This is a genomic window from Myroides sp. ZB35, from assembly GCF_001865835.1.
GTDB classification, from domain to species: domain Bacteria; phylum Bacteroidota; class Bacteroidia; order Flavobacteriales; family Flavobacteriaceae; genus Flavobacterium; species Flavobacterium odoratimimum.
The window spans coordinates 775,983-796,322 of record NZ_CP017769.1; the positions used below are offsets into that span (position 1 = coordinate 775,983).

Annotated in this window: 16 protein-coding genes; 4 read left to right on the plus strand and 12 right to left on the minus strand. The window is 35.3% G+C overall.

Annotated elements, in window-relative coordinates; all coding sequences use genetic code 11:
* Positions 1-97: 97 nt before the first annotated feature.
* The 3 genes from BK054_RS03520 to tyrS form a co-directional block, all read right to left on the minus strand.
* Entirely contained in the window at positions 98-1,624 is a 1,527-nt protein-coding gene (locus tag BK054_RS03520; RefSeq protein ID WP_071306913.1) for a RagB/SusD family nutrient uptake outer membrane protein, read from the minus strand.
* A 14-nt stretch (positions 1,625-1,638) separates the two neighbouring features.
* Complete coding sequence (locus BK054_RS03525; protein ID WP_058699140.1) at positions 1,639-4,737, minus strand: SusC/RagA family TonB-linked outer membrane protein; 3,099 nt, start codon at positions 4,735-4,737, stop codon at positions 1,639-1,641.
* A 714-nt stretch (positions 4,738-5,451) separates the two neighbouring features.
* Positions 5,452-6,744, minus strand: coding sequence for a tyrosine--tRNA ligase (gene tyrS, locus BK054_RS03530; RefSeq protein ID WP_006259698.1), 1,293 nt, complete (start codon positions 6,742-6,744; stop codon positions 5,452-5,454).
* A 182-nt stretch (positions 6,745-6,926) separates the two neighbouring features.
* Here tyrS and BK054_RS03535 point away from each other — a divergent pair, with 182 nt between their 5' ends.
* Positions 6,927-7,925, plus strand: coding sequence for an NAD-dependent epimerase/dehydratase family protein (locus tag BK054_RS03535; RefSeq protein ID WP_058699141.1), 999 nt, complete (start codon positions 6,927-6,929; stop codon positions 7,923-7,925).
* On the opposite strand, the gene BK054_RS03540 is transcribed toward BK054_RS03535, so the two are convergent.
* From BK054_RS03540 to BK054_RS03550, 3 genes are read right to left on the minus strand one after another with little or no spacing between them, the layout of a single operon-like run.
* Positions 7,858-8,310, minus strand: coding sequence for a DUF4296 domain-containing protein (locus BK054_RS03540; RefSeq protein ID WP_058699142.1), 453 nt, complete (start codon positions 8,308-8,310; stop codon positions 7,858-7,860). The genes BK054_RS03535 and BK054_RS03540 overlap by 68 nt on opposite strands.
* 13 nt (positions 8,311-8,323) lie before the next feature.
* Positions 8,324-9,661: a dihydroorotase gene (locus BK054_RS03545; RefSeq protein ID WP_058699143.1), complete on the minus strand. Its 1,338-nt coding sequence runs from the start codon at positions 9,659-9,661 to the stop codon at positions 8,324-8,326.
* Positions 9,661-10,383 carry a polyprenol monophosphomannose synthase gene (locus BK054_RS03550; RefSeq protein WP_006259702.1) on the minus strand — a complete coding sequence of 241 codons (723 nt, stop codon included), beginning with the start codon at positions 10,381-10,383 and terminating at the stop codon, positions 9,661-9,663. The genes BK054_RS03545 and BK054_RS03550 overlap by 1 nt, the downstream gene beginning before the upstream one ends.
* A gap of 104 nt (positions 10,384-10,487) precedes the next feature.
* Here BK054_RS03550 and BK054_RS03555 point away from each other — a divergent pair, with 104 nt between their 5' ends.
* Both BK054_RS03555 and BK054_RS03560 read left to right on the plus strand, forming a co-directional pair.
* Positions 10,488-11,162 (plus strand): DUF4271 domain-containing protein, encoded by a 675-nt coding sequence (locus BK054_RS03555; protein WP_006262256.1) that lies wholly within the window; start codon positions 10,488-10,490, stop codon positions 11,160-11,162.
* Positions 11,163-11,176: 14 nt separating this feature from the next.
* Positions 11,177-11,920, plus strand: a complete 744-nt coding sequence (locus BK054_RS03560; protein WP_006259704.1) for a uroporphyrinogen-III synthase — start codon at positions 11,177-11,179, stop codon at positions 11,918-11,920.
* A gap of 139 nt (positions 11,921-12,059) precedes the next feature.
* On the opposite strand, the gene pckA is transcribed toward BK054_RS03560, so the two are convergent.
* Both pckA and BK054_RS03570 read right to left on the minus strand, forming a co-directional pair.
* The gene (gene pckA, locus BK054_RS03565; protein ID WP_058700013.1) at positions 12,060-13,673 is read right to left on the minus strand and encodes a phosphoenolpyruvate carboxykinase (ATP); all 1,614 of its coding nucleotides are present in this window, start codon (positions 13,671-13,673) and stop codon (positions 12,060-12,062) included.
* Between the two features lie 74 nt (positions 13,674-13,747).
* Entirely contained in the window at positions 13,748-14,143 is a 396-nt protein-coding gene (locus tag BK054_RS03570) for a DUF423 domain-containing protein (RefSeq protein WP_041894461.1), read from the minus strand.
* A gap of 117 nt (positions 14,144-14,260) precedes the next feature.
* Here BK054_RS03570 and BK054_RS03575 point away from each other — a divergent pair, with 117 nt between their 5' ends.
* Positions 14,261-15,616: a saccharopine dehydrogenase family protein gene (locus tag BK054_RS03575; RefSeq protein WP_006259707.1), complete on the plus strand. Its 1,356-nt coding sequence runs from the start codon at positions 14,261-14,263 to the stop codon at positions 15,614-15,616.
* A 39-nt stretch (positions 15,617-15,655) separates the two neighbouring features.
* Here the strand turns inward: BK054_RS03575 and BK054_RS03580 are convergent, their stop codons facing one another.
* From BK054_RS03580 to BK054_RS03595, 4 genes are all read right to left on the minus strand, one after another.
* Positions 15,656-17,341, minus strand: a complete 1,686-nt coding sequence (locus BK054_RS03580) for an ABC transporter ATP-binding protein (RefSeq protein WP_058699144.1) — start codon at positions 17,339-17,341, stop codon at positions 15,656-15,658.
* A 126-nt stretch (positions 17,342-17,467) separates the two neighbouring features.
* Positions 17,468-17,917 (minus strand): OsmC family protein, encoded by a 450-nt coding sequence (locus BK054_RS03585; protein WP_058699145.1) that lies wholly within the window; start codon positions 17,915-17,917, stop codon positions 17,468-17,470.
* Positions 17,918-18,380: 463 nt separating this feature from the next.
* A complete protein-coding gene (locus BK054_RS03590) occupies positions 18,381-19,094 on the minus strand; it encodes a 3'-5' exonuclease (RefSeq protein WP_006259710.1) in 714 nt (237 codons plus the stop codon).
* 3 nt (positions 19,095-19,097) lie between these two features.
* Positions 19,098-20,255: a serine hydrolase domain-containing protein gene (locus BK054_RS03595; protein ID WP_058699146.1), complete on the minus strand. Its 1,158-nt coding sequence runs from the start codon at positions 20,253-20,255 to the stop codon at positions 19,098-19,100.
* Positions 20,256-20,340 lie beyond the last annotated feature (85 nt).

Genomic DNA, 20,340 nt, shown 5'->3' on the forward strand with positions numbered 1-20,340 from the left:
AAATAGTCTTATAACAAAAAAAGGTTACTCTTAATTATAATATTAAGAGCAACCTTTTATATGAATAAACGCTAACTAATTCTTTTTATTTTTTCCCTTATTTATAAAGGTTTCCATTTTCGATCTCCTCTACCTCTGGAATTCTAAATAAGTAATTCACACTATTAGGAACAAAAGAAGACTTGTCAGAAAAACTAATGATTCTATGTCCTTGTGGTAATAAATCTACCGTTATCTGGCTTATCTTACCTTGGCTATCCATTACTTCATAAGTATAAGGAACCAACTTATCTTGAGGATATAACTTTCTTTCTACAGCCAACTTGTTACGCACAATATCCACTCGTGAAAATCCTTCACCAAACAATTCTTTTCTTCTCTCTATCCAGATTTCATCAAGAAGAGCTTGTCCACTTAATCCACTCACTTCCTTAGCACCTCTTGCTGCTTTTAAAACATTCAACGCATTAATAGCATCAGCACGCCCTAATCTAGCTTTTGCTTCTGCACTTATTAGATACATCTCTGAAGAACGCATTAATACAATATCTGCTATACGACCAGCTTTAAACTTAAATTTAGCATATCTCATATAAGCTACATCTCTCGTTTTCGGAGAAGTATTAGAAGGATCTGGAGCCCAGTAAATCATACTTTTTCTATAATCTCCTTCATCAAATAACTCTTTAAAGTAAGGGTCTGCATTAAAACTGAAGTAATAACTCTCTTTTGATGTTACATCTAAATAGTTAAACTGATAAGAAGCCCCACTTTGTTCAGATGTCTGTTGATGTCCCCATATCCACTCTACATTACTAGAGTCATTAAAACCACTCTTATAGTCATCTTCTGACATCAATTGACCATACTTGCTCAACACTGCCTCTGCATAAAAATTAGCTTTCTCCCAATTCTGAGTATACAAATAAGCACGTGCCAATAATCCTTGTACTACAGTCTTATCAAATTTATACTTAAGATTTCTCTTATAAGTATCAGGTATCAAAGACAACGCTTCTTCTAAATCCGAAATGGCTTGTTTATACACTTCTGTCACAGTAGCTGCTGATGCAGGTACTGTACTAGGTGTAGTTGCAGTCAAATAAATAGGCCCTACTACAGCATTAGGATTTACGTCTATAGCTAATGCATAACTAGAAGCTAAGTGTAAGTACATAAATCCTCTCAACGCTAATGCTTGACCACGTACACGCTGTTTTTCATTTACAGTACCTTCTGAAGCAAATACTTTATCAATTACGTTATTAGCATTATCAATCGTTTTATACGTAAGATTCCAACTAAACGAATTTGTCCCTCCACGATTATAAAGAGCTGTGAAAGCATAATGACTACTAAATCCATACATATTATTCACCACTACATCATTCCCCATAGCGTCGTTTGTTCTTAAAAACGCTCCATATCCTGGATTAGCATAAGTACTATATGAATCCATTAAGTTAGCCCATGTACCGATCAATACCTTGTCATTACCTTCTACTGTAGTAAAAACATTCTCATTCACCACTGCATCTGTAGGTTCAGTATCTAAAGAACAAGAAGTCATTCCAATAGAAAATAGAACACTAAACGCTATATATTTAAAAATTGTTTTTCTCATGATTTCTTAATTCTTTATAATTTAATATTTAATCCTAAAGACAATGTCTTCATCGCTGGGTATCTATAATAAGTAGTCCCGTTGAATGTTTGCTCTGGATCAAAACCTTGTTCTTTTGTCCATGTAAATAAATTCTCTGCTTGGAAATAAATAGAAGCAGATGATAAATTAATTTTTCTTAACCACTCTTGTGGAACGTTATAAGCTAACGTAAGATTCTTTAATTTTAAGTATGAACGATCTACCAAGAAACGATCTGAAGTATTCGTCCAGCTATTAGCAGGATTAGTTGTTAATCTAGCGATATCAGTATTAGGATTCTCTGGCGTCCATCTTCCCATCATATCCGCACTCCATGTACTACCATTACCTGCATGTCTATACATTCCTACCTTATCCCCATTATAAATCTTACCTCCTATATTATAAGTAAAGTTAGCAGATAATTGCCATGACTTATAAGACAACTCTGTTGAGAAACCTCCAGATACATCAGGTAACGAAGTTCCTTTGTATACTTTATTTTTATTTCCACTTACACTGCTGTAGTTCTCAGTCACTGTACGACTACCATCCTCATTCTGAATATACCATTGTGCATTACCATTCTCTGGATTTACACCAGCCCACTCAGGCAAATAGAAATCATAAATAGATCCTCCTACTTTCCATATCTGGTTCCCTTTATTGATTTCAGAACTAGGTAATGAAGTAATTTTATTTTTATATGTAGTCAAGTTTAATCCTACACGCCATCTCCAATCTTCTGTTTGAATAGGAATACCATCTAAAGTAAATTCCCATCCATAGTTTTTAATTCCTCCAATATTTACATCTTTGTTAGCAAATCCAATAGATGGAGCTAACTGTTGATTAAATAATAAATCTTTTGATCTTCTTTCGAAGTACTCTACTGTACCAGTCAGACGATTATCAAACAATCCAAAATCTAATCCAATATTTAAATTTAAGTTCGTTTCCCACGATAAGTTAGGTGTATCCATTCTAGAGCTAACTAATCCAGATTCTCCTAAGTTATTACGTATAGCATACAACCCTTGATAAGCATAATACCCTACCTTATCATTTCCTTGTGCACCATAACTTGCTTTTAATAATAAGTTGTTTAACCAAGTATCTCTATACTCACTCATAAAGTCTTCATCTATAATTCTCCATGAAGCACCGAATGACCAGAAACCTCCCCATTTATTAGATGATTTAAAACGAGACGATCCGTCTGCTCTATAAGATCCAGATAAATAATATTTCTTATCATAAGAATAGTTTACACTCCCGAAGAAACTCAACATACTATATTTATCAGCCTTTCCATAAAAATCTATCAATCTAGAAGCAGCATCAGGCTCCTCGAATCCCATCATCGCAATCTGTTCTCTTGCACCTCCAAAATAGTTAGAATCATACTGATAATACTCTTGTCCTGCCATTACAGCTAAAGCGTTCTTATCATCTAAATCAATATTGTAGTTTAAAACATTATTAAACGTCATATTAATTGTTCTTGTATTTCTACGGCTAATACTTCCTCCATAATTAGCAGAAGCTCCTTTATCAGGGTTTGACACACTATGGTCATACATACTATTGTAATCAACACTTAAAGATGTCTTTAATTTTAAGTTATCCAAAAACTTAACCTGTCCGTATGTTCTAATACTCGCTACATCTCTTTTTATTTCACTCTTATCCAATGGAAGAGTTTCTACTAAGTTGTAATTTCTATAAGATGTAGTTCTGTAGTTCCCATAGTCATATATCAGTCCTCCAGTATTTGCATCTCTTAGATATTCTCCTGTAGCTAAATCACGTTGATAAATAGGATAAAAAGAAGGTAACCCTCTCGCAAAACCAATTACATTATTAATCGCACTATCATCCTGTTTCGGATAGTCTTGTATAGAATGAGACGCAGAAACATTCATCCCTATTTCTAACCAATCCTTAGCATCTATCACGATATTAGAACGCATATTAAAACGTTTAAAACCTGATTCTAACACGTATCCTTGATCGTTTAAATACCCTCCAGAAACGTAGTATCGAGTATTCTTACCTCCTCCACTTACACGTAAATTAATATCTGTAAATCTCGCATTCTGACTTAATGCATCATTCCAATCGTCATTCCACAAAGGCTTTAACCCTGGCAATAACTTACCGTCTGTACCTACAGGAAATGGGTTACCTGTTCCGTAAGGATTAATCCCCACCGAACCAATCAAGTTATTTGTAGCATAAGCAGCTGCTTCGGTAGCATTCATTTTTGCAGCATCCATCTGCCCATTTCTTAATGCTTCCCACTGCAATTCCATATACTGATTAGTACTTAATTGTTTATAATCACTACGTGCTCTATCAGAAAAACCATGCTTTGCACTGATTTCTATCTGAGGTTTTGTTTCTTTACCACCTTGCTTAGTTGTAATCATTATTACCCCATTAGCTGCACGAGATCCATATAAGGTCGCTGCAGTAGCATCTTTTAACACTGATATAGATTCGATATCTGTAGGAGAAATAGAGTTTAACCCTCCTTCAAAAGGCACACCATCAACTACGAATAACGGATCACTATCTGCATTCATAGACCCAATACCACGGATTCTAATTGTCGCATTAGACCCTGGCTGTCCACTAGCCGAGAAAGACTGAAGCCCTGCTACAGTACCTTCTAATGCTTTAGACACATCACTTACTTGTGCCTTTTCTATATCTTTAGCTTGCACTAAACCTACTGACCCAGTATATGTCTTCTTATTAGCAGTACCATAAGGCACTGTAATTAATACTTCTCCTAATTCACTCGCTTCGTCTGCAAGTTTTACATTCAGAACTTCCTGTCCTTTATATGTAATATTCTTTGTGGTATATCCTATAAATGAAAAGACTAATACCTGTCCATTATTAACTTTTATAGAGTAATTACCATCTAAATCTGTCATTGTTCCTTCATCACTTCCCTGAATCAGAACACTCACACCCGGTAAGGCCCCACTTATATCTGTAACAGATCCTGTCACAAGTTTTTCTTGCGCCTGTAAGTTTAAAACACTAACAAACACAAATAAGATTGCGTAAATTTTTTGCATAAAACAATTAGTTTAAAATGAACTATCTTTGAAAGACTGATTCATTATGTCTAGAAATATTGAAATGTAGTATCGGTACAGCCACTATGAGCTGACCTAAAAAGAATAAACTATAGGCAGCAACACATGCACATCATAGAAGATGTGCTAGAAGAAAAGAAATCAGTAAATCTAAAAATACGAGTGTCAAGTTCTCGCTTTTGTTGAATTGATTGCATAATATTTAGGTTATATAATTTTTTCTTATCAGTGAAAAAAGCAAAGTAGGGAAACCCTTATATGTAATTATTTTCTTACAAAACAAACAATAATTATACACAACAGATTAAGGATATAGCACTCCCTACTTTTGTAATACAAAGGTATTTCAACACCTCATTCTATGAAATACCATGTATATGGTATATTTTAATTCTCTCTCATAATATTCAGAGAAGAAAGACTCCATAACCACCCAAAACGACAGAATAGTCAACCTTTTAATTAGAGCCAAAAACTAGTAAATACAACGAGGGAGTAATCCTTGTTTCTCAACAAAAACGCGACTGGTCGCATAGTTATCGCATAGTGATGGCATACTGCTCGCATAGTTTTACCCATTTTTTATGCGATCACTATGCCATCAATACCCCATTACCTTATGACCAGATAAATTATAGGCCAAAAAAAAGGGCTCCCATTACTGAGAGCCCTTATATAAGTATACTTATAATCTTACTTTACATGCAAAACGAAGTAATTTTTCTTTCCTTTTTGTAGTAATACGAATTGATCATTAATCAAATCATTTGTAGTCACTACGTAGTCTTCAGCTACTTTCTCTTTGTTTACAGAGATAGAGTTAGCTTGTAACGAACGACGAGCATCTCCATTAGATGAAGCTAAATTAGAATTAGCTGCTAAGGCATCTACGATAGTTAACCCAGCTTCGATATCTGCTTTTGCTACTTCTGACTGTCCTACTCCATCGAATACCTCTAAGAAAGTCTTCTCATCTAATTGTTTTAAATCTTCTGTAGAAGAGTTACCGAATAAGATATTAGACGCTTTGATAGCATTATCTAATTGCTCTTGACCGTGTACCATGATCGTTACTTCTTCTGCTAGACGACGTTGTAACACACGTAAATGTGGAGCCTCTGAATGCTCTTTTACTAATGCTTCAATATCTTCTCTAGAGATGAATGTAAAGATCTTAATATAACGCTCAGCATCAGCATCAGCCACGTTTAACCAGTATTGGTAGAATTTATATGGAGAAGTGTACTCAGCAGACAACCAAATATTACCCCCTTCTGACTTACCAAATTTAGTTCCGTCAGCTTTAGTAATCAATGGGCAAGTAAGCGCATATGCTTTCTCGCTAATTGTTCTACGGATTAACTCTGTACCAGTAGTGATATTTCCCCATTGGTCAGATCCTCCCATTTGTAATGTAATATTATTCTCTTTGTATAAATGCAAAAAGTCATATCCTTGCATTAACTGATAACAGAACTCTGTAAAAGACATTCCATCTTGGAACTCACCGTTTAGACGTTTCTTTACAGAATCTTTAGCCATCATATAGTTCACTGTGATATGCTTACCTACTGTACGGATAAACTCTAAGAAAGAGAAATCTTTCATCCAGTCATAGTTATTTACTAACACAGCAGCATTCTCAGCACCTGAATTAAAATCTAAGAAACGACTTAATTGTTCTTTAATCGCATTTTGATTATGACGTAAAGCTTCTTCGTCTAACAAGTTTCTTTCATTAGACTTTCCTGAAGGGTCACCTACCATACCAGTAGCACCTCCCACAAGAGCATAAGGTTTATGTCCAGCTAATTGAAAGTGTTTCAATAGCATTACTCCTACTAAATGTCCAATATGCAATGAATCCGCTGTTGGGTCAATTCCCACATACGCAGCACGCATTTGCTCCAACAAATGTTCTTCAGTGCCTGGCATTACGTCGTGGAGCATTCCTCTCCAAGTCACTTCTTCAATAAAATTCTTCATTTAAATAAATTTTACACAAAGATAGCTCAAAACCTTAGCTTATGGAATAAAAATTCTCAAACACTGCATTTTTATACGTTTTCTACATTTATCCTTTAAGAACTAATAATAGGGGCGTTAGAATTCAACTTTATTTCATAATTTTTCACTATGTAAAACATATAACTTACTTTTGTCTAAATATGATACTAGTAACAGGAGGTACAGGCTTAGTAGGAGCACATTTATTATTACATCTTCTTCAGTCAGAAGGTGCAGTTCGTGCTATTTATAGAAATGAGGATAGTATTAAAAAAACGAAAAACCTCTTCGTCTTAAACAATCAAGAAGCCCTATTCTTAAAAATAGAATGGGTCAAAGCAGATCTAATAGATGTACCTGCCTTAGAAAAAGCCTTTGTTGGAATTGATTATGTATATCATTGTGCAGCTTTAGTCTCTTTCGAGCCTAAAGATGAAAAAAAACTTCGCAAGACAAATATAGAAGGCACTGCAAATATCGTGAACCTATCTATCGCCTTTAACGTAAAAAAACTGTGCTATGTTAGTTCTATCGCCGCTCTAGGTGAGACGATAGCCAAAGATAAAATCATTACAGAAAAGACAGATTGGAACCCTGAGCTATACCATGGAGACTATGCTATCACTAAGTATGGAGCCGAAATGGAGGTATGGAGAGGGACTCAAGAAGGACTAGATGTAGTCATCGTCAATCCTGGTATTGTATTCGGACGTGGCTTCGGTTATGAAGGTAGTGGAGCTTTCTTCCAAAAAGTAAAGAAAGACTTCCCATTCTACACCACAGGTATTGCGGGAATCGTAGGAGTAAATGATGTGGTAAGAGCAATGCATCTCCTCATGATCAGTGATATTAAAAATGAGAGATTCGCATTAGTCTCAAATAATATTACTTACCAAGAGCTTATCAATCATATCGCAGACTTAATGGGTAAGAAACATCCTAGTATCCATGTATCGCGCACATCAAGTCTATTCGCATGGAAGTTAGACAACTTCGTCTCTCTGATAACGAGAAAAAAAAGAAGCTTTACACGATCAATCGCGCAAGCTTCTCATTCTTCTTATATTTATGATTGTTCAAAAATTAAAAACACTATTGAATTTGATTTCGAAGACTATCAATCTTTTCTCGATCCAATTTCACAGTATCATCAACTTTAATATCTTCTTTACTTAATTCGTCTTTAGGCTCATCTTGAGATTTAGACAATAAAGAGTCTGCCACAACCTTAGCCGCTTCTAGACGACTTAGAATATTGTTCTGCATACTGTGGTACACACCATCCCCTAGCTCTACATAGTATCTATTATTCGATACAAAAGCAAGACTGTCTATATCGTACTTCTTAAAGATAGAATTAACGTCAAGTCTCTTTAGAGTATCTTCTCTACTATATGCACTTACACTCTCGATAGAGTATAACAATGCCATATCATATAAGATATCTTCCATTTTTTGTTGCTCGATAAATGGAGACGGTTTTACCACATCATTCTTACATGACATAAGTATAAACACAGCTAATATTACTAAGTATTTATTCATCTATTCTTTGATTTTATCGTACGAATAATAATCGTTGTCCTTTGTGTTCTTCTTTTACCTTATCGTTCTCATACGCTAAGAAACCATTTACAAAAGTATGAGTAATTTTAGAACTAAATTTCTCTCCTTCGAATGGAGACCACCCACATTTATATAAAATATTGTCTTTATTTACTTCCCAGTCATGATTCACATCTACGATAGCTATATCAGCATGGTATCCTTCTTTTACATAACCGCGTTTCTCTACTTGGAATAAAATAGCAGGATTATGTGCTGTTTTCTCTACGATTTTCTCTATACTGATTTTCCCTTGTTTAGAAGCTTCAAATAGCGAAACTAAAGCATGCTGCACAAGTGGTCCTCCAGAAGGAGCAGAAGAATACGCTTTACTCTTCTCTTCTAAGGTATGAGGTGCATGGTCAGTAGCGATAACATCTATTCTATCATCTAACAACGCCTTCCAAAGACCATCTCTATCAACTTCTGTTTTTACAGCAGGATTCCACTTGATAAAGTTACCTTTTTTATCGTAATCTTTATCCGTGAACCATAAATGGTGAACACATACCTCTGCAGTAATCTTTTTATCTTTTAAAGGGATATCGTTTCTAAACAATTCTGTTTCCTTCGCTGTAGAAAGGTGGAATACGTGTAGTCTAGCTCCTGTTTTCTTCGCTAACTCTATCGCTTTAGAAGAAGATAAATAACAAGCCTCTTCACTTCGGATAATCGGGTGATACTTCACAGGGATATCTTCTCCGAACTCTTCTTTATACTTCGCTAAGTTAGCCTTAATGGTTCCTTCATCCTCAGCATGTACAGCGATAAGCATAGAAGTACTCGAAAAGATCTTTTCTAATACATCCTGTCTATCTACTAACATATTACCTGTAGACGAACCTAAGAAAAGTTTAATACCAGCTACATTACGTGGGTTTGTTTTTAGCAGTTCTTCTAAGTTATCATTTGTACCTCCCATCATAAATGAATAGTTAGCAAATGACTTAGTAGACGCTATTTCGTACTTCTGTTCTAATAATTCTTGAGTCACAGCATTAGGTACTGTATTCGGTTGCTCTATAAAAGAAGTAATCCCTCCAGCAATAGCTGCTCTAGATTCAGATTCTATATCACCTTTATGAGTCAATCCTGGTTCTCTAAAATGCACTTGATCATCAATCATTCCAGGAATAACATAATTCCCTTTTGCATCAACAACAGTTACATCATCAGAAACTTCGATATTAGGAGCTACTTTCGCAATAAAGCCATTCTCGATTAGAACATCCGCTTCTACAATAGTCCCTTCATTTACGACTTTTCCGTTTTTAATTAAATAGTGTGTCATTATAGTGTGTTTAGTAGTTTACGTATACGTAGATTAATAACGCCAAAAACAGCTTCTTTAATAATTCCTCCAGACATTTTAGATTCGCCTCTCGTCCTATCTGTAAAAATAATAGGCACTTCCGTAATCGAAAAGTTCTTTACATAAGTACGATACTTCATCTCGATCTGAAAAGCATACCCAACAAAGCGCACCTTATCAAAATCAAAACTCTCTAATACTTTGCGTGAAAAACAAACAAAGCCTGCTGTCGTATCTTTAATTTTCATCCCAGTTATCATTCTAACATAAATAGAAGCTCCATAAGACAACAAAACACGGTTTAACGGCCAATTCACCACATTAACACCTGTAACATATCTAGAGCCAATCGCTAAGCCTTGATTCGCTTTACAAGCTTCTAAAAGTTTAGGAAGGTCATTCGGATTATGAGAGAAATCCGCGTCCATTTCAAATACATAGTCATAGTCACGTGCCAAGGCCCATCTAAAACCATGGACATAAGCAGTACCTAGCCCATTCTTACCTTCTCTCTTCTCTAAAAACAAAGATTCGGGATACTTACTTTGCAACTCTTCAACTACAGCTGCAGTACCATCAGGGGAATTATCATCAACAATCAGAACATGAAAATGCTGAGGCAATGCCATAACAGCATCGATAATCAATTCTATATTTTCAATTTCATTATACGTTGGTATAATGACAAGTCCTGACTCCATTTTTTAAAACGTTTGCCACAAAAATAACCTTTTTCTAGAAAGTTATCACTTAAATAAAATACAAAGTCAATCTAAAAGGTTTTTTTGCTAATTTTGCAGATATTATGGAGAATCTAATACTTATCGAGCGTGTACTCCCTAGTAAAGATTGGGCAACAGTCCTATTCTTTATCGGATTCTCTATTATTGCAGTTAACCGTACCATCTTCGGCGTACGTTTTTCTGAGTTTACAAAACTAGCAGCATCGAATAAGTACTTAAAGATTTATAAGGATAATACAAACTTAAGAAATAGTTTCACTTTATCTTTTTTACTTGTACAGCTTATATCGATTACTTTCTTTATACAAATAACATTAAAAGCTTTCGAACTCATACCAGATTACAGTTTTGGTTCATTCTTAATGCTTTTAAATTTTGTAACCACCTTTATCATCGGAAAGTATTTAATAGATAAGATTATATCAACAACATTTGGTATAGACGAATTTTCGGATGCGTTAAATCTACAAAAAGCTACCTATCGAAATTATATCGGAATGTTACTGTTAGCAGTAGACGTTCTTTTATTCTACAACAATATAACCAACAAACTTATAATCGGATTCATGTTGATTGCATTAATCGCAACAAATATCCTTTTATACGTTCTTTTTATAAAAAACAACCAAAAATCAATAATGAATAAGGTGTTCTATTTTATTTTGTATCTTTGCACCCTTGAAATAGCTCCTTATCTATTATTATATTTCTGGTTAAAAGATTACGGAGCATTATAAGAAAAAGTACAATTATGAAAGTGAAAACAATTTTGGTTTCTCAACCAGAGCCTAAAGTAGAAAACTCACCTTACTTCGAATTAGAGCAGAAATTCAAAGTAAAAATTGACTTTAGACCCTTCATCCACGTAGAAGGTGTACCAGCCAAAGAGGTAAGACACCAAAAGATTGATTTAAACAATTACACTGCTATTATTTTAACAAGTAAGAACTCTGTAGACCACTTTTTCCGCGTAGCAGAAGAAATGAGATATAAAGTTCCTGAAACGCTTAAGTATTTCTGTCAGTCAGAGGCGGTAGCATATTATTTACAAAAATATGTAGTATACCGTAAAAGAAAGATTTATGTAGGTCAGAAAGACTTTGCAGAATTAGCTCCTTTGATTAAGAAGTATAAAGATGAGACCTTCTTACTTCCTGCATCAGATCAATTAAATCACGATGTACCAACTACTTTAAATGATTTAAAAGTAAATTGGACTCCAGGTACATTCTATCGTACTGTTATGAGTGACTTATCAGATTTAGCAGATGTGAAATATGATGTTTTAGCTTTCTTTAGTCCTACAGGTATTAAATCTCTATTCAAAAATTTCCCTGACTTTAGTCAAGACAATACGAGAATAGCTGTATTTGGAACTACAACGCAAAAAGAAGCTTTAGACAATAACTTAAGAGTAGACATCATGGCTCCTGCACCAGGAACACCGTCTATGACTATGGCATTAGAAAAGTACATTCAACAAGTAAATAAATAATATCTATTTATATCATAAAAAACCACCTCTATGAAGAGGTGGTTTTTTTATACTTATTAAATAAGAGTTCACTGCTTAATTAAGAGCAAAAAAAAGGAGATGATTACATCATCTCCTTTTTTCTATAGCTATAATTATATTATAATTGAGGTCCAGCAGCTACTAGCGCTTTACCTTCGTCATTATTAGAATATAACTTAAAGTTTTCTATGAATAATCCAGCTAATTCTTTTGCTTTCTCTTCCCATTCAGAAGCATTAGCATACGTATTACGAGGATCTAGAATAGTAGTATCTACACCTTCTAAAGCTGTTGGTACAGCGAAGTTATAGATAGGCACGATAGTAGTCTCAGCATTCTCGATAGAACCGTCTAAGATACGATCAATGATAGCTCTAGTATCTTTAATAGAGATACGCTTACCAGTACCATTCCATCCTGTATTTACCATATAAGCAGTAGCATTGTGCTCTTCCATTTTCTTCACTAACTCTTCACCGTATTGAGTTGGGTGTAGAGATAAGAAAGCCTTACCGAAACAAGCAGAGAATGTAGGTTCTGGTTTAGTTACTCCACGCTCAGTACCTGCTAACTTAGCAGTAAATCCTGATAAGAAGTAGTATTTAGTTTGCTCTGGAGTTAACTTAGAAACTGGAGGCATTACACCAAAAGCATCTGCAGTTAAGAAGATAACTTTAGTAGCATGTCCAGCTTTAGACACAGGCTTAACAATATTCTCGATATGTTCGATTGGGTAAGATACACGTGTATTTTGTGTTACAGAACCATCGTTAAAGTCAATAATACCATTAGCATCAACAGTAACGTTCTCTAATAAAGCATCACGACGGATAGCACCATAGATATCTGGCTCATTCTCTTTGCTCAAGCTGATTGTCTTAGCGTAGCAACCTCCTTCGAAGTTAAATACACCTTCATCATCCCATCCGTGCTCATCGTCTCCGATTAACTCACGTTTTGGGTCAGTTGATAAAGTTGTTTTACCTGTACCTGATAATCCGAAGAAAACAGCTACATCACCATCTTTACCTTTGTTAGCAGAACAGTGCATAGCAGCCATTCCTTGAAGAGGTAAGTAGTAGTTCATCATTGCGAACATACCTTTTTTCATCTCACCACCATACCAAGTACCACCGATAACTTGAATCTTCTCAGTCAAGTTGAACGCGATATAAACCTCAGAGTTTAATCCGTAATCTTTATAGTCTTTGAAAGTAGTTTTAGAACCGTTCATTACTACGAAGTCTGGCTCACCGAAGTTAGCTAACTCTTCTGCAGTAGGACGGATAAACATATTAGTTACGAAGTGCGCTTGCCACGCTACTTCCATAATAAATCTAACTTTTAAACGAGTATTCTCGTTAGCTCCACAAAACGCATCAACAACGAATAATCTTTTTCCAGATAACTGATTAACAGTATTCTCTTTTAAAGCATTCCAAGTTCTGTTATCGATTGGTTTGTTGTCATTTGGAGATTCTGGTGAATTCCACCATACTGTGTTTTCTGTAACTGAATCTTTAACGATGTACTTATCTTTAGGAGAACGTCCTGTAAACTCTCCAGTCATTACGTTAACTGCACCTAGCTCAGTTACAACTCCTTTATCATACCCTGTTAAGTTAGGGTTAGTTTCTTCATTATATAAAACGTCGTACGAAGGATTATAAATTACCTCTACAACATCTTTAATACCATATTTTTCCAGTGAAATTGATTCAGAAATATCCATTTTCATTATTTAGGTTGTGTATTAATTTGTTTGCAAACTTAGAAATAAATTTAAAATATAAATATACAAAAGAATTATTTAATCATGTTTTTACTTTTATACGCCTGAATTCCAGCGTATAGCCATGCAACAATGAACAATACTCCTCCTACAGGAGTAATTGGACCAATAACTCTTAAGTCTATGGTTATCATATCTTTAAAGGTAAGAAGGTATATAGAACCGCAGAAAAACAATATTCCAAACAAAACCAGATACATAACTATTTTTTTAGCCTTGTCTGAAAATATTCCGCATATACCTATAAAAAGTAAAAAAAGTGCGTGGTACATTTGATAACGAACGCCTATTTCAAAAGTAGCTACTTGAGCCTCTGTTACAACTTTCTTTAGACCATGAGCTCCAAAAGCTCCTAGCATAATACCAATTGCGCCGATTATAGCAGCTATAAATATAACTTTTCGTCCCATTTATTTTTCTTTCAAATATACAACTTATCAGACAAATAGCACATTAAAAATTTTGTAGAATTTAATCTATTTATTGAACTACTAATTTTTGTATCTTGAAAAACCAACTAGAATATTATGACAAAAGAAATTTTAATAGTAGGAGCAGGTAGATCCAGCTCTTCATTAATCAAGTATCTCTTGGACAAATCAGACTCAGAGAACTTACACCTTACTATAGGGGATTTATCTCTAGAATCCGCGAAGCAAAAAGCGATGAATCATCCTAATGCTACGGCGATCGCATTTGACCTATTCAACGAAACAGAAAGACAAACCTTAGTACAGAAAGCAGACATTGTAGTTTCTATGTTACCTGCCATACATCACTTAGAACTAGCTAAAGACTGTGTGAAGTATAAAAAACACATGGTTACGGCATCTTACATCAGCCCTGCTATGCAAGAACTCAATGAGGAAGTAACTAAAAACAACCTCATCTTCATGAACGAAATAGGCTTAGATCCAGGGATAGACCACATGAGTGCGATGAAAATTATACATGATATCGAAAGAAAAGGAGGGAAAGTCATCTCTTTTGAATCTTTCTGTGGTGGACTAATCGCTCCAGAATCTGACAACAATCTATGGAATTACAAATTCACTTGGAACCCTCGCAATGTAGTATTAGCTGGACAAGGTGGTGCAGCTAAATTCTTACAAGAAGGCCAATATAAATACATCCCTTACAACAAAGTATTTAGACGTACTGAGTTTTTAGATGTAGAAGGATATGGAAAGTTCGAAGCTTACGCCAATAGAGATTCTCTAAAATACAAAGATGTCTATGGACTTCGTGATGCTAAAACCATCTTTAGAGGTACGATCAGAAGAGTAGGATACTCTAGAGCCTGGAATCTTTTTGTAGAATTAGGAATAACAGATGATAGCTATACTATAGATAATTCTGAAGAGATGACCTATAGAGAGTTTATCAACTCCTACTTGCCCTACCACCCTACAGATACTGTAGAGACCAAACTAAGATTAGCACTAGGTATTGACCAAGATGACATTATATGGGACAAGCTACTAGAGCTAGACTTGTTCAACCCAACTAAAAAAATAGGATTAAAGAAAGCGACTCCTGCACAAATCTTAGAAAAGATCTTAAGTGATTCTTGGTCACTGAGTCCTGAAGATAAAGACATGATCGTGATGTATCACAAGATAGGATACGAACTACATGGACAGAATCACCAGATAGACTCACGTATGGTCTGTATAGGAGATAATCAGATCTACACTGCTATGGCTAAGACAGTAGGTCTTCCTGTAGCGATCGCTACTCTAAAAATCTTAAAAGGAATCATCACTACACCAGGTGTACAGATGCCTATAGAAGAGGAAGTATATACTCCTATCCTAAAAGAATTAGAAGAGAATGGCATTCACTTTATAGAAGAAGAAGTTCCTTATTCAGGATATAACTAACTAAAAAAAGCTCCAGTATCGGAGCTTTTTTTCACTATCTTATTTCGGGATAGAACTAATCAATCCTTTTGTGTACACAGTCTTAGGGTGAGCATACAACTCATCTGCCTCGCCTATTTCCTCTATCTTACCTTTATTCATCACCATCACCTGATCAGACATATACTTCACTACAGACAAATCATGGGAGATAAATATATAAGTAAAATTATACTTATCCTTCAAATCGTTTAGTAGATTCAATACCTGAGCTTGTACAGATATGTCTAGTGCAGACACAGACTCATCACATATGATCAGTTTAGGTTGTACTGCTATCGTCCTAGCGATACCGATACGCTGTCTCTGTCCTCCAGAGAACTCATGTGGATAACGGTTAAATACAGATTCGTCTAGCCCCACTCGGTATAGTATTTCTATCACTCTCTCCTTTCTATCCGCATCACTACTTCCTATCTTGTGTACTTTCATAGGTTCTAGAATAGCTTCTCCTACAGTCAGACGAGGGTTTAAAGACGAATACGGATCTTGGAATATAATCTGTATATCTTTTCTAAACACCCTAAACGTCTTAGAAGAAAGCTTCGTGATGTCTTGCCCTTTATAGAATATCTGCCCTTTAGTGGCTCTATCGAGTTGTAGGATAACATTGCCTAATGTAGACTTACCACACCCACTCTCACCTACTAGTCCAAGTGTCTCACCTTCATATACATTAAAACTAATATCTTGTAGCGCGTGGAATACACCTTTTTTAAACAGTCCTCCGTTAATGACATAATCCTTGAACACATTCCTAATCTCTAGCAACGGAGCATTACTATATAACTTTTCTAATCTATCTTTTCTATCCTCAGTAGTCACCACATCTCTCACCACCTTATTATTCAGAAAGTCTCCTATCGTTGACAGTCTTTTTAATCGCTCTGTAAGAGAAGGTCTAGACGCTACTAAGGCTTTAGTATACATATCTTGTGGATTGTTAAACACTTCTGTTGACTTTCCTTGTTCTACGATATCCCCTTTATACATCACTAGAATACGGTCGCTGATAGACGACACTAGATTCAAGTCATGAGAGATAAATAAGATACTCATCTTATTATCGCGTTGTAGGTCTTTCAGTAGATTAATGATTTCGTTTTGCACAGTCACATCTAATGCTGTCGTAGGCTCATCCGCTATCAGTAGCTTAGGCTTGCACGCTACAGCCATAGCGATCATGACTCTTTGCTTTTGTCCACCAGAGATTTGGTGAGGGTATTTAGTATAAACTTGATTAGGATTAGGCAATTTAACTCTATCGAAAAGGCGTAACACCTCTTCTCTTAAAGCCTTCCCCCTGAGCGAAGTATGCTCTCGAAGTATCTCAGCCACCTGTTCGCCACAAGTAATAGAAGGGTTTAGAGCACTCATCGGCTCCTGAAATATCATTGATATCTGAGCTCCACGCAACAGTCGGAACTCACTATCTGTATTATGCGTAATATCTTTTCCTTCAAACACGATATTACCCGAGCTAATACGAGATATTTCTCGAGGCAATAGCCCCATTAACGCAAGTGATGTAACTGACTTACCAGAACCCGACTCTCCTACTACACCAAGAATCTCGTTAGCATAGATATCAAAAGAGCTACTTTTGATAATAGTATTCCAAGATTTCTCTTTCAGAAAATCGATTTGTAAATCCTTTACAGATAATATAGGTATATCTTCTTTCATTTTTTATATTCAGTACGATCACTAGAATAACAAAAATATATAATAATTGTGATATAGTATAAGCTATCTAATAAACTAATTAAACATCTATACTATACCACAATTTTTACAGAATATACGGACATACTACGCTACTTTTACTTGGTCATATTCCTTGACTAACGTAACGATAGTAGGAGTTTTTTCTTTAAAATTTGCAAACATTGGGCAAGCTGATTTTACAGCATCTAGCCATTCTTTTAGCAACACTATAGATGCCTCAGAAGTAGGTTTTACGATTACATCTACTCTGTTGAAGTGGTCTAAGCTATCCTTTTCGAAGCCTTCCCCTTTTATCACACCAGACACTTCTATCTGAATAGATTTTAGATCTAACCCCAATGTATTACCGACTAATTTTCCCACTGCGTGGATACTACCTGCTAGCTTAGCTAATAATAACTCTGCAGAGTTCGCATTCACGTCTCTTACTAATTCTCTTCCATCTTTCACTGTGAAAGAGTAGTTGGCTGTTTTTACAGCGAATTGTTGTTCTCTTACTGAGAAGCCCAACACTTTTAAAACTTTACTTTCCATTCTTTTAATTATTTATAAAATTGACACTATACAAAAAGGTCCCTTCAGCTATCTGCCAAAAGGACCTTCTTATTTATTCTTAACTATAAAAATAGTATGATCAAAACAAGCTATCTCTCTTGGCTACGTATGTATACATCAAACGCTTAGGAAAACAAATTCCCTTATACGATGTTGACGTTAATAGATTATAGACTAAATTCATTACTTTATTTTTATATGTTTCTTTCTTAAAAAAAAATAAGCCCCTGTGAGGTACAGAGGCTTATTAAATATCTTTATACTTATCCAAAGACAGCTCTATACCATAAACGATGCATTCTTCTTAGAGAATACACATTTTGTTGAATAAACCATATTTGAATAAATTTTCTGCATTACTATTTCCTTATTTGAAGTCAAAATTAGAAAAAAATTATTTTAACAACAAGCACTAACCAATGTTTTTTAATATTTCTTTAACTTAAACAGAAAATATCTCGCTCTGACTTAATAGTTCCTCACGCTTAAATCTCAGCAAAACCTGTGCCACTGCTACCACATCTTTCTCACAATACACGATAATTCTGTCAATATCTTTATCTTCATAATACACCTTAGCCACCTCACTCCCGTCTATATCGTCTTTAGGCGAGGGTATACCTAATATTCTAGTCAAAAGCCTTAAAGATGTAAAATGTTTATAATCTCCTATCTTCCACATTTCCATGGTATCTAGATGATTTACTTCCCACGGTTTTTTCCCAATAATACACAGTTTGTTGGGGATTTTTACCTCATTTATCAACATCCGCCTCACAACAAAGGGAATGTCAAATTCCTTAATATTATGCCCACATAGAACGCGAGTAGGATCATTAAAATATTCGTCTATTAAATTAGAAAATTCTTGTAACAGACGGCGTTCCTCTCCTGCAAAGGATTTGACTCTAAACTGTCTATCTCCATTCTTATAAGTAAAATATCCCACTGAGATACATACCACCTTACCAAACTCTGCCCAAATCCCTGCACGTTCATAAAACTCCGCTGCAGTCTGCCCATCTCTTCTCTGATAAGCCGTCTTGATATCAAACAGATCTTGCATCTCCTCATCTAGATCATTAAAAGCAGGCACTTCAGGCACTGTCTCAATATCAAAAAAGAGTAGGCTATCTAGCATCACATTTCTAAGCATATCTTATTTCCTTTGGTTCAACATATTATAAGCCTCATCGATATAAGTGTACAGATCGTTACTATGAGGATCTTCCTCTGTCTGTAATCCCTTTAAGTGTCCTAGACGCACAATGATCACATTATCCTTAGGAGACACAATCACGAACTGTCCTAAGTGACCTCGCATATAGAAGAAATCTTGTCCCTTGTGATTCACTAACCACCAACCATAGCCATACTCAGGCGCATCTTTAAAACGTGGGGTAATTGACTTTCTAATAAATGCGCTATCTAATATCTTATCACCGTTCCACAGCCCCTCGTCTTTATACAACTTACCAAACCTAGCAAAATCACGCGCATTACTCGTAAAACAACAGTATGACTTCTCTACCCCATCCCCTTCATGGTCTAGCTGCCATAACGCTGGATTCTCTGCTCCCATAGGCTTCCAGAAATATTCTGATATATAATCAGTCATATATTTACCAGTAGCTTTCTCTAGTACCATCGTCAATAGCTCTGTATCTCCACTTTTATAAATAAACTCTTGTCCAGGCTTATCCTTTATCTCTAAGCCTAGCATTACATTTCTCAGATCTTTATCAAAATAAGCTCTCGTCACCACTGAGAACGGACTGTAATATGCCTCATCCCAATCTAATCCTGATGCCATAGAAGATAGATCTCCTACCGTTACTTCATCTTTATACTTCCCTTTTAGCTCTGGTAAAAATTCTATTACCTTCTGATCTAAGCTCTTGATCTCACCTCTCTGTAATGCCTTACCTAAGGCAGCAGATACGATACTCTTAGCCATCGAGAAGGAGTTGGTATAAGAGTCCTTTCCATACCCGTCATAATAAGCCTCGTAGAAGATACTATCATTCTTGATGACTAAATAAGCTATAGACTCTAGTTCTTTATGGGTATTCTCTAAGTTGTCACTCGCTTTTATAGTATTATAATCCTTCGTGAATGCCCATGGCTGTCCTACATCATTCTTAATCTCCCTAGTCGGAAAATATTTATAATCATCTAAGAACGCTGTCTTATATCCATTAAAGTATATGGTACGCACCGCCGTAAAGAGATAATCCACTTTAAATATATACATCAGTGCTACTACCAGTGCTATCAAAATCACTAGCCACTTCAGAACTTTCTTTAATACCTTCATAATAGTTTAAATAATTGGTTCCTATAAATTTAGAAAAATAAATCACTTCTTTAACGGTTATTTTTAATAACACCTTTTAATATGA

Bases quoted from the DNA above. Each gene is read 5' to 3' on its own strand.
- BK054_RS03525 (WP_058699140.1), bottom strand. From the start codon at position 4,737: ATGCAAAAAATTTACGCAATCTTATTTGTGTTTGTTAGTGTTTTAAAC.
- BK054_RS03520 (WP_071306913.1), bottom strand. From the start codon at position 1,624: ATGAGAAAAACAATTTTTAAATATATAGCGTTTAGTGTTCTATTTTCT.
- BK054_RS03535 (WP_058699141.1), top strand. From the start codon at position 6,927: ATGATACTAGTAACAGGAGGTACAGGCTTAGTAGGAGCACATTTATTA.
- BK054_RS03560 (WP_006259704.1), top strand. From the start codon at position 11,177: ATGAAAGTGAAAACAATTTTGGTTTCTCAACCAGAGCCTAAAGTAGAA.
- BK054_RS03575 (WP_006259707.1), top strand. From the start codon at position 14,261: ATGACAAAAGAAATTTTAATAGTAGGAGCAGGTAGATCCAGCTCTTCA.
- BK054_RS03585 (WP_058699145.1), bottom strand. From the start codon at position 17,917: ATGGAAAGTAAAGTTTTAAAAGTGTTGGGCTTCTCAGTAAGAGAACAA.
- BK054_RS03590 (WP_006259710.1), bottom strand. From the start codon at position 19,094: ATGCTTAGAAATGTGATGCTAGATAGCCTACTCTTTTTTGATATTGAG.
- BK054_RS03540 (WP_058699142.1), bottom strand. From the start codon at position 8,310: ATGAATAAATACTTAGTAATATTAGCTGTGTTTATACTTATGTCATGT.
- tyrS (WP_006259698.1), bottom strand. From the start codon at position 6,744: ATGAAGAATTTTATTGAAGAAGTGACTTGGAGAGGAATGCTCCACGAC.
- BK054_RS03580 (WP_058699144.1), bottom strand. From the start codon at position 17,341: ATGAAAGAAGATATACCTATATTATCTGTAAAGGATTTACAAATCGAT.
- BK054_RS03570 (WP_041894461.1), bottom strand. From the start codon at position 14,143: ATGGGACGAAAAGTTATATTTATAGCTGCTATAATCGGCGCAATTGGT.
- BK054_RS03550 (WP_006259702.1), bottom strand. From the start codon at position 10,383: ATGGAGTCAGGACTTGTCATTATACCAACGTATAATGAAATTGAAAAT.
- BK054_RS03595 (WP_058699146.1), bottom strand. From the start codon at position 20,255: ATGAAGGTATTAAAGAAAGTTCTGAAGTGGCTAGTGATTTTGATAGCA.
- pckA (WP_058700013.1), bottom strand. From the start codon at position 13,673: ATGGATATTTCTGAATCAATTTCACTGGAAAAATATGGTATTAAAGAT.
- BK054_RS03545 (WP_058699143.1), bottom strand. From the start codon at position 9,661: ATGACACACTATTTAATTAAAAACGGAAAAGTCGTAAATGAAGGGACT.
- BK054_RS03555 (WP_006262256.1), top strand. From the start codon at position 10,488: ATGGAGAATCTAATACTTATCGAGCGTGTACTCCCTAGTAAAGATTGG.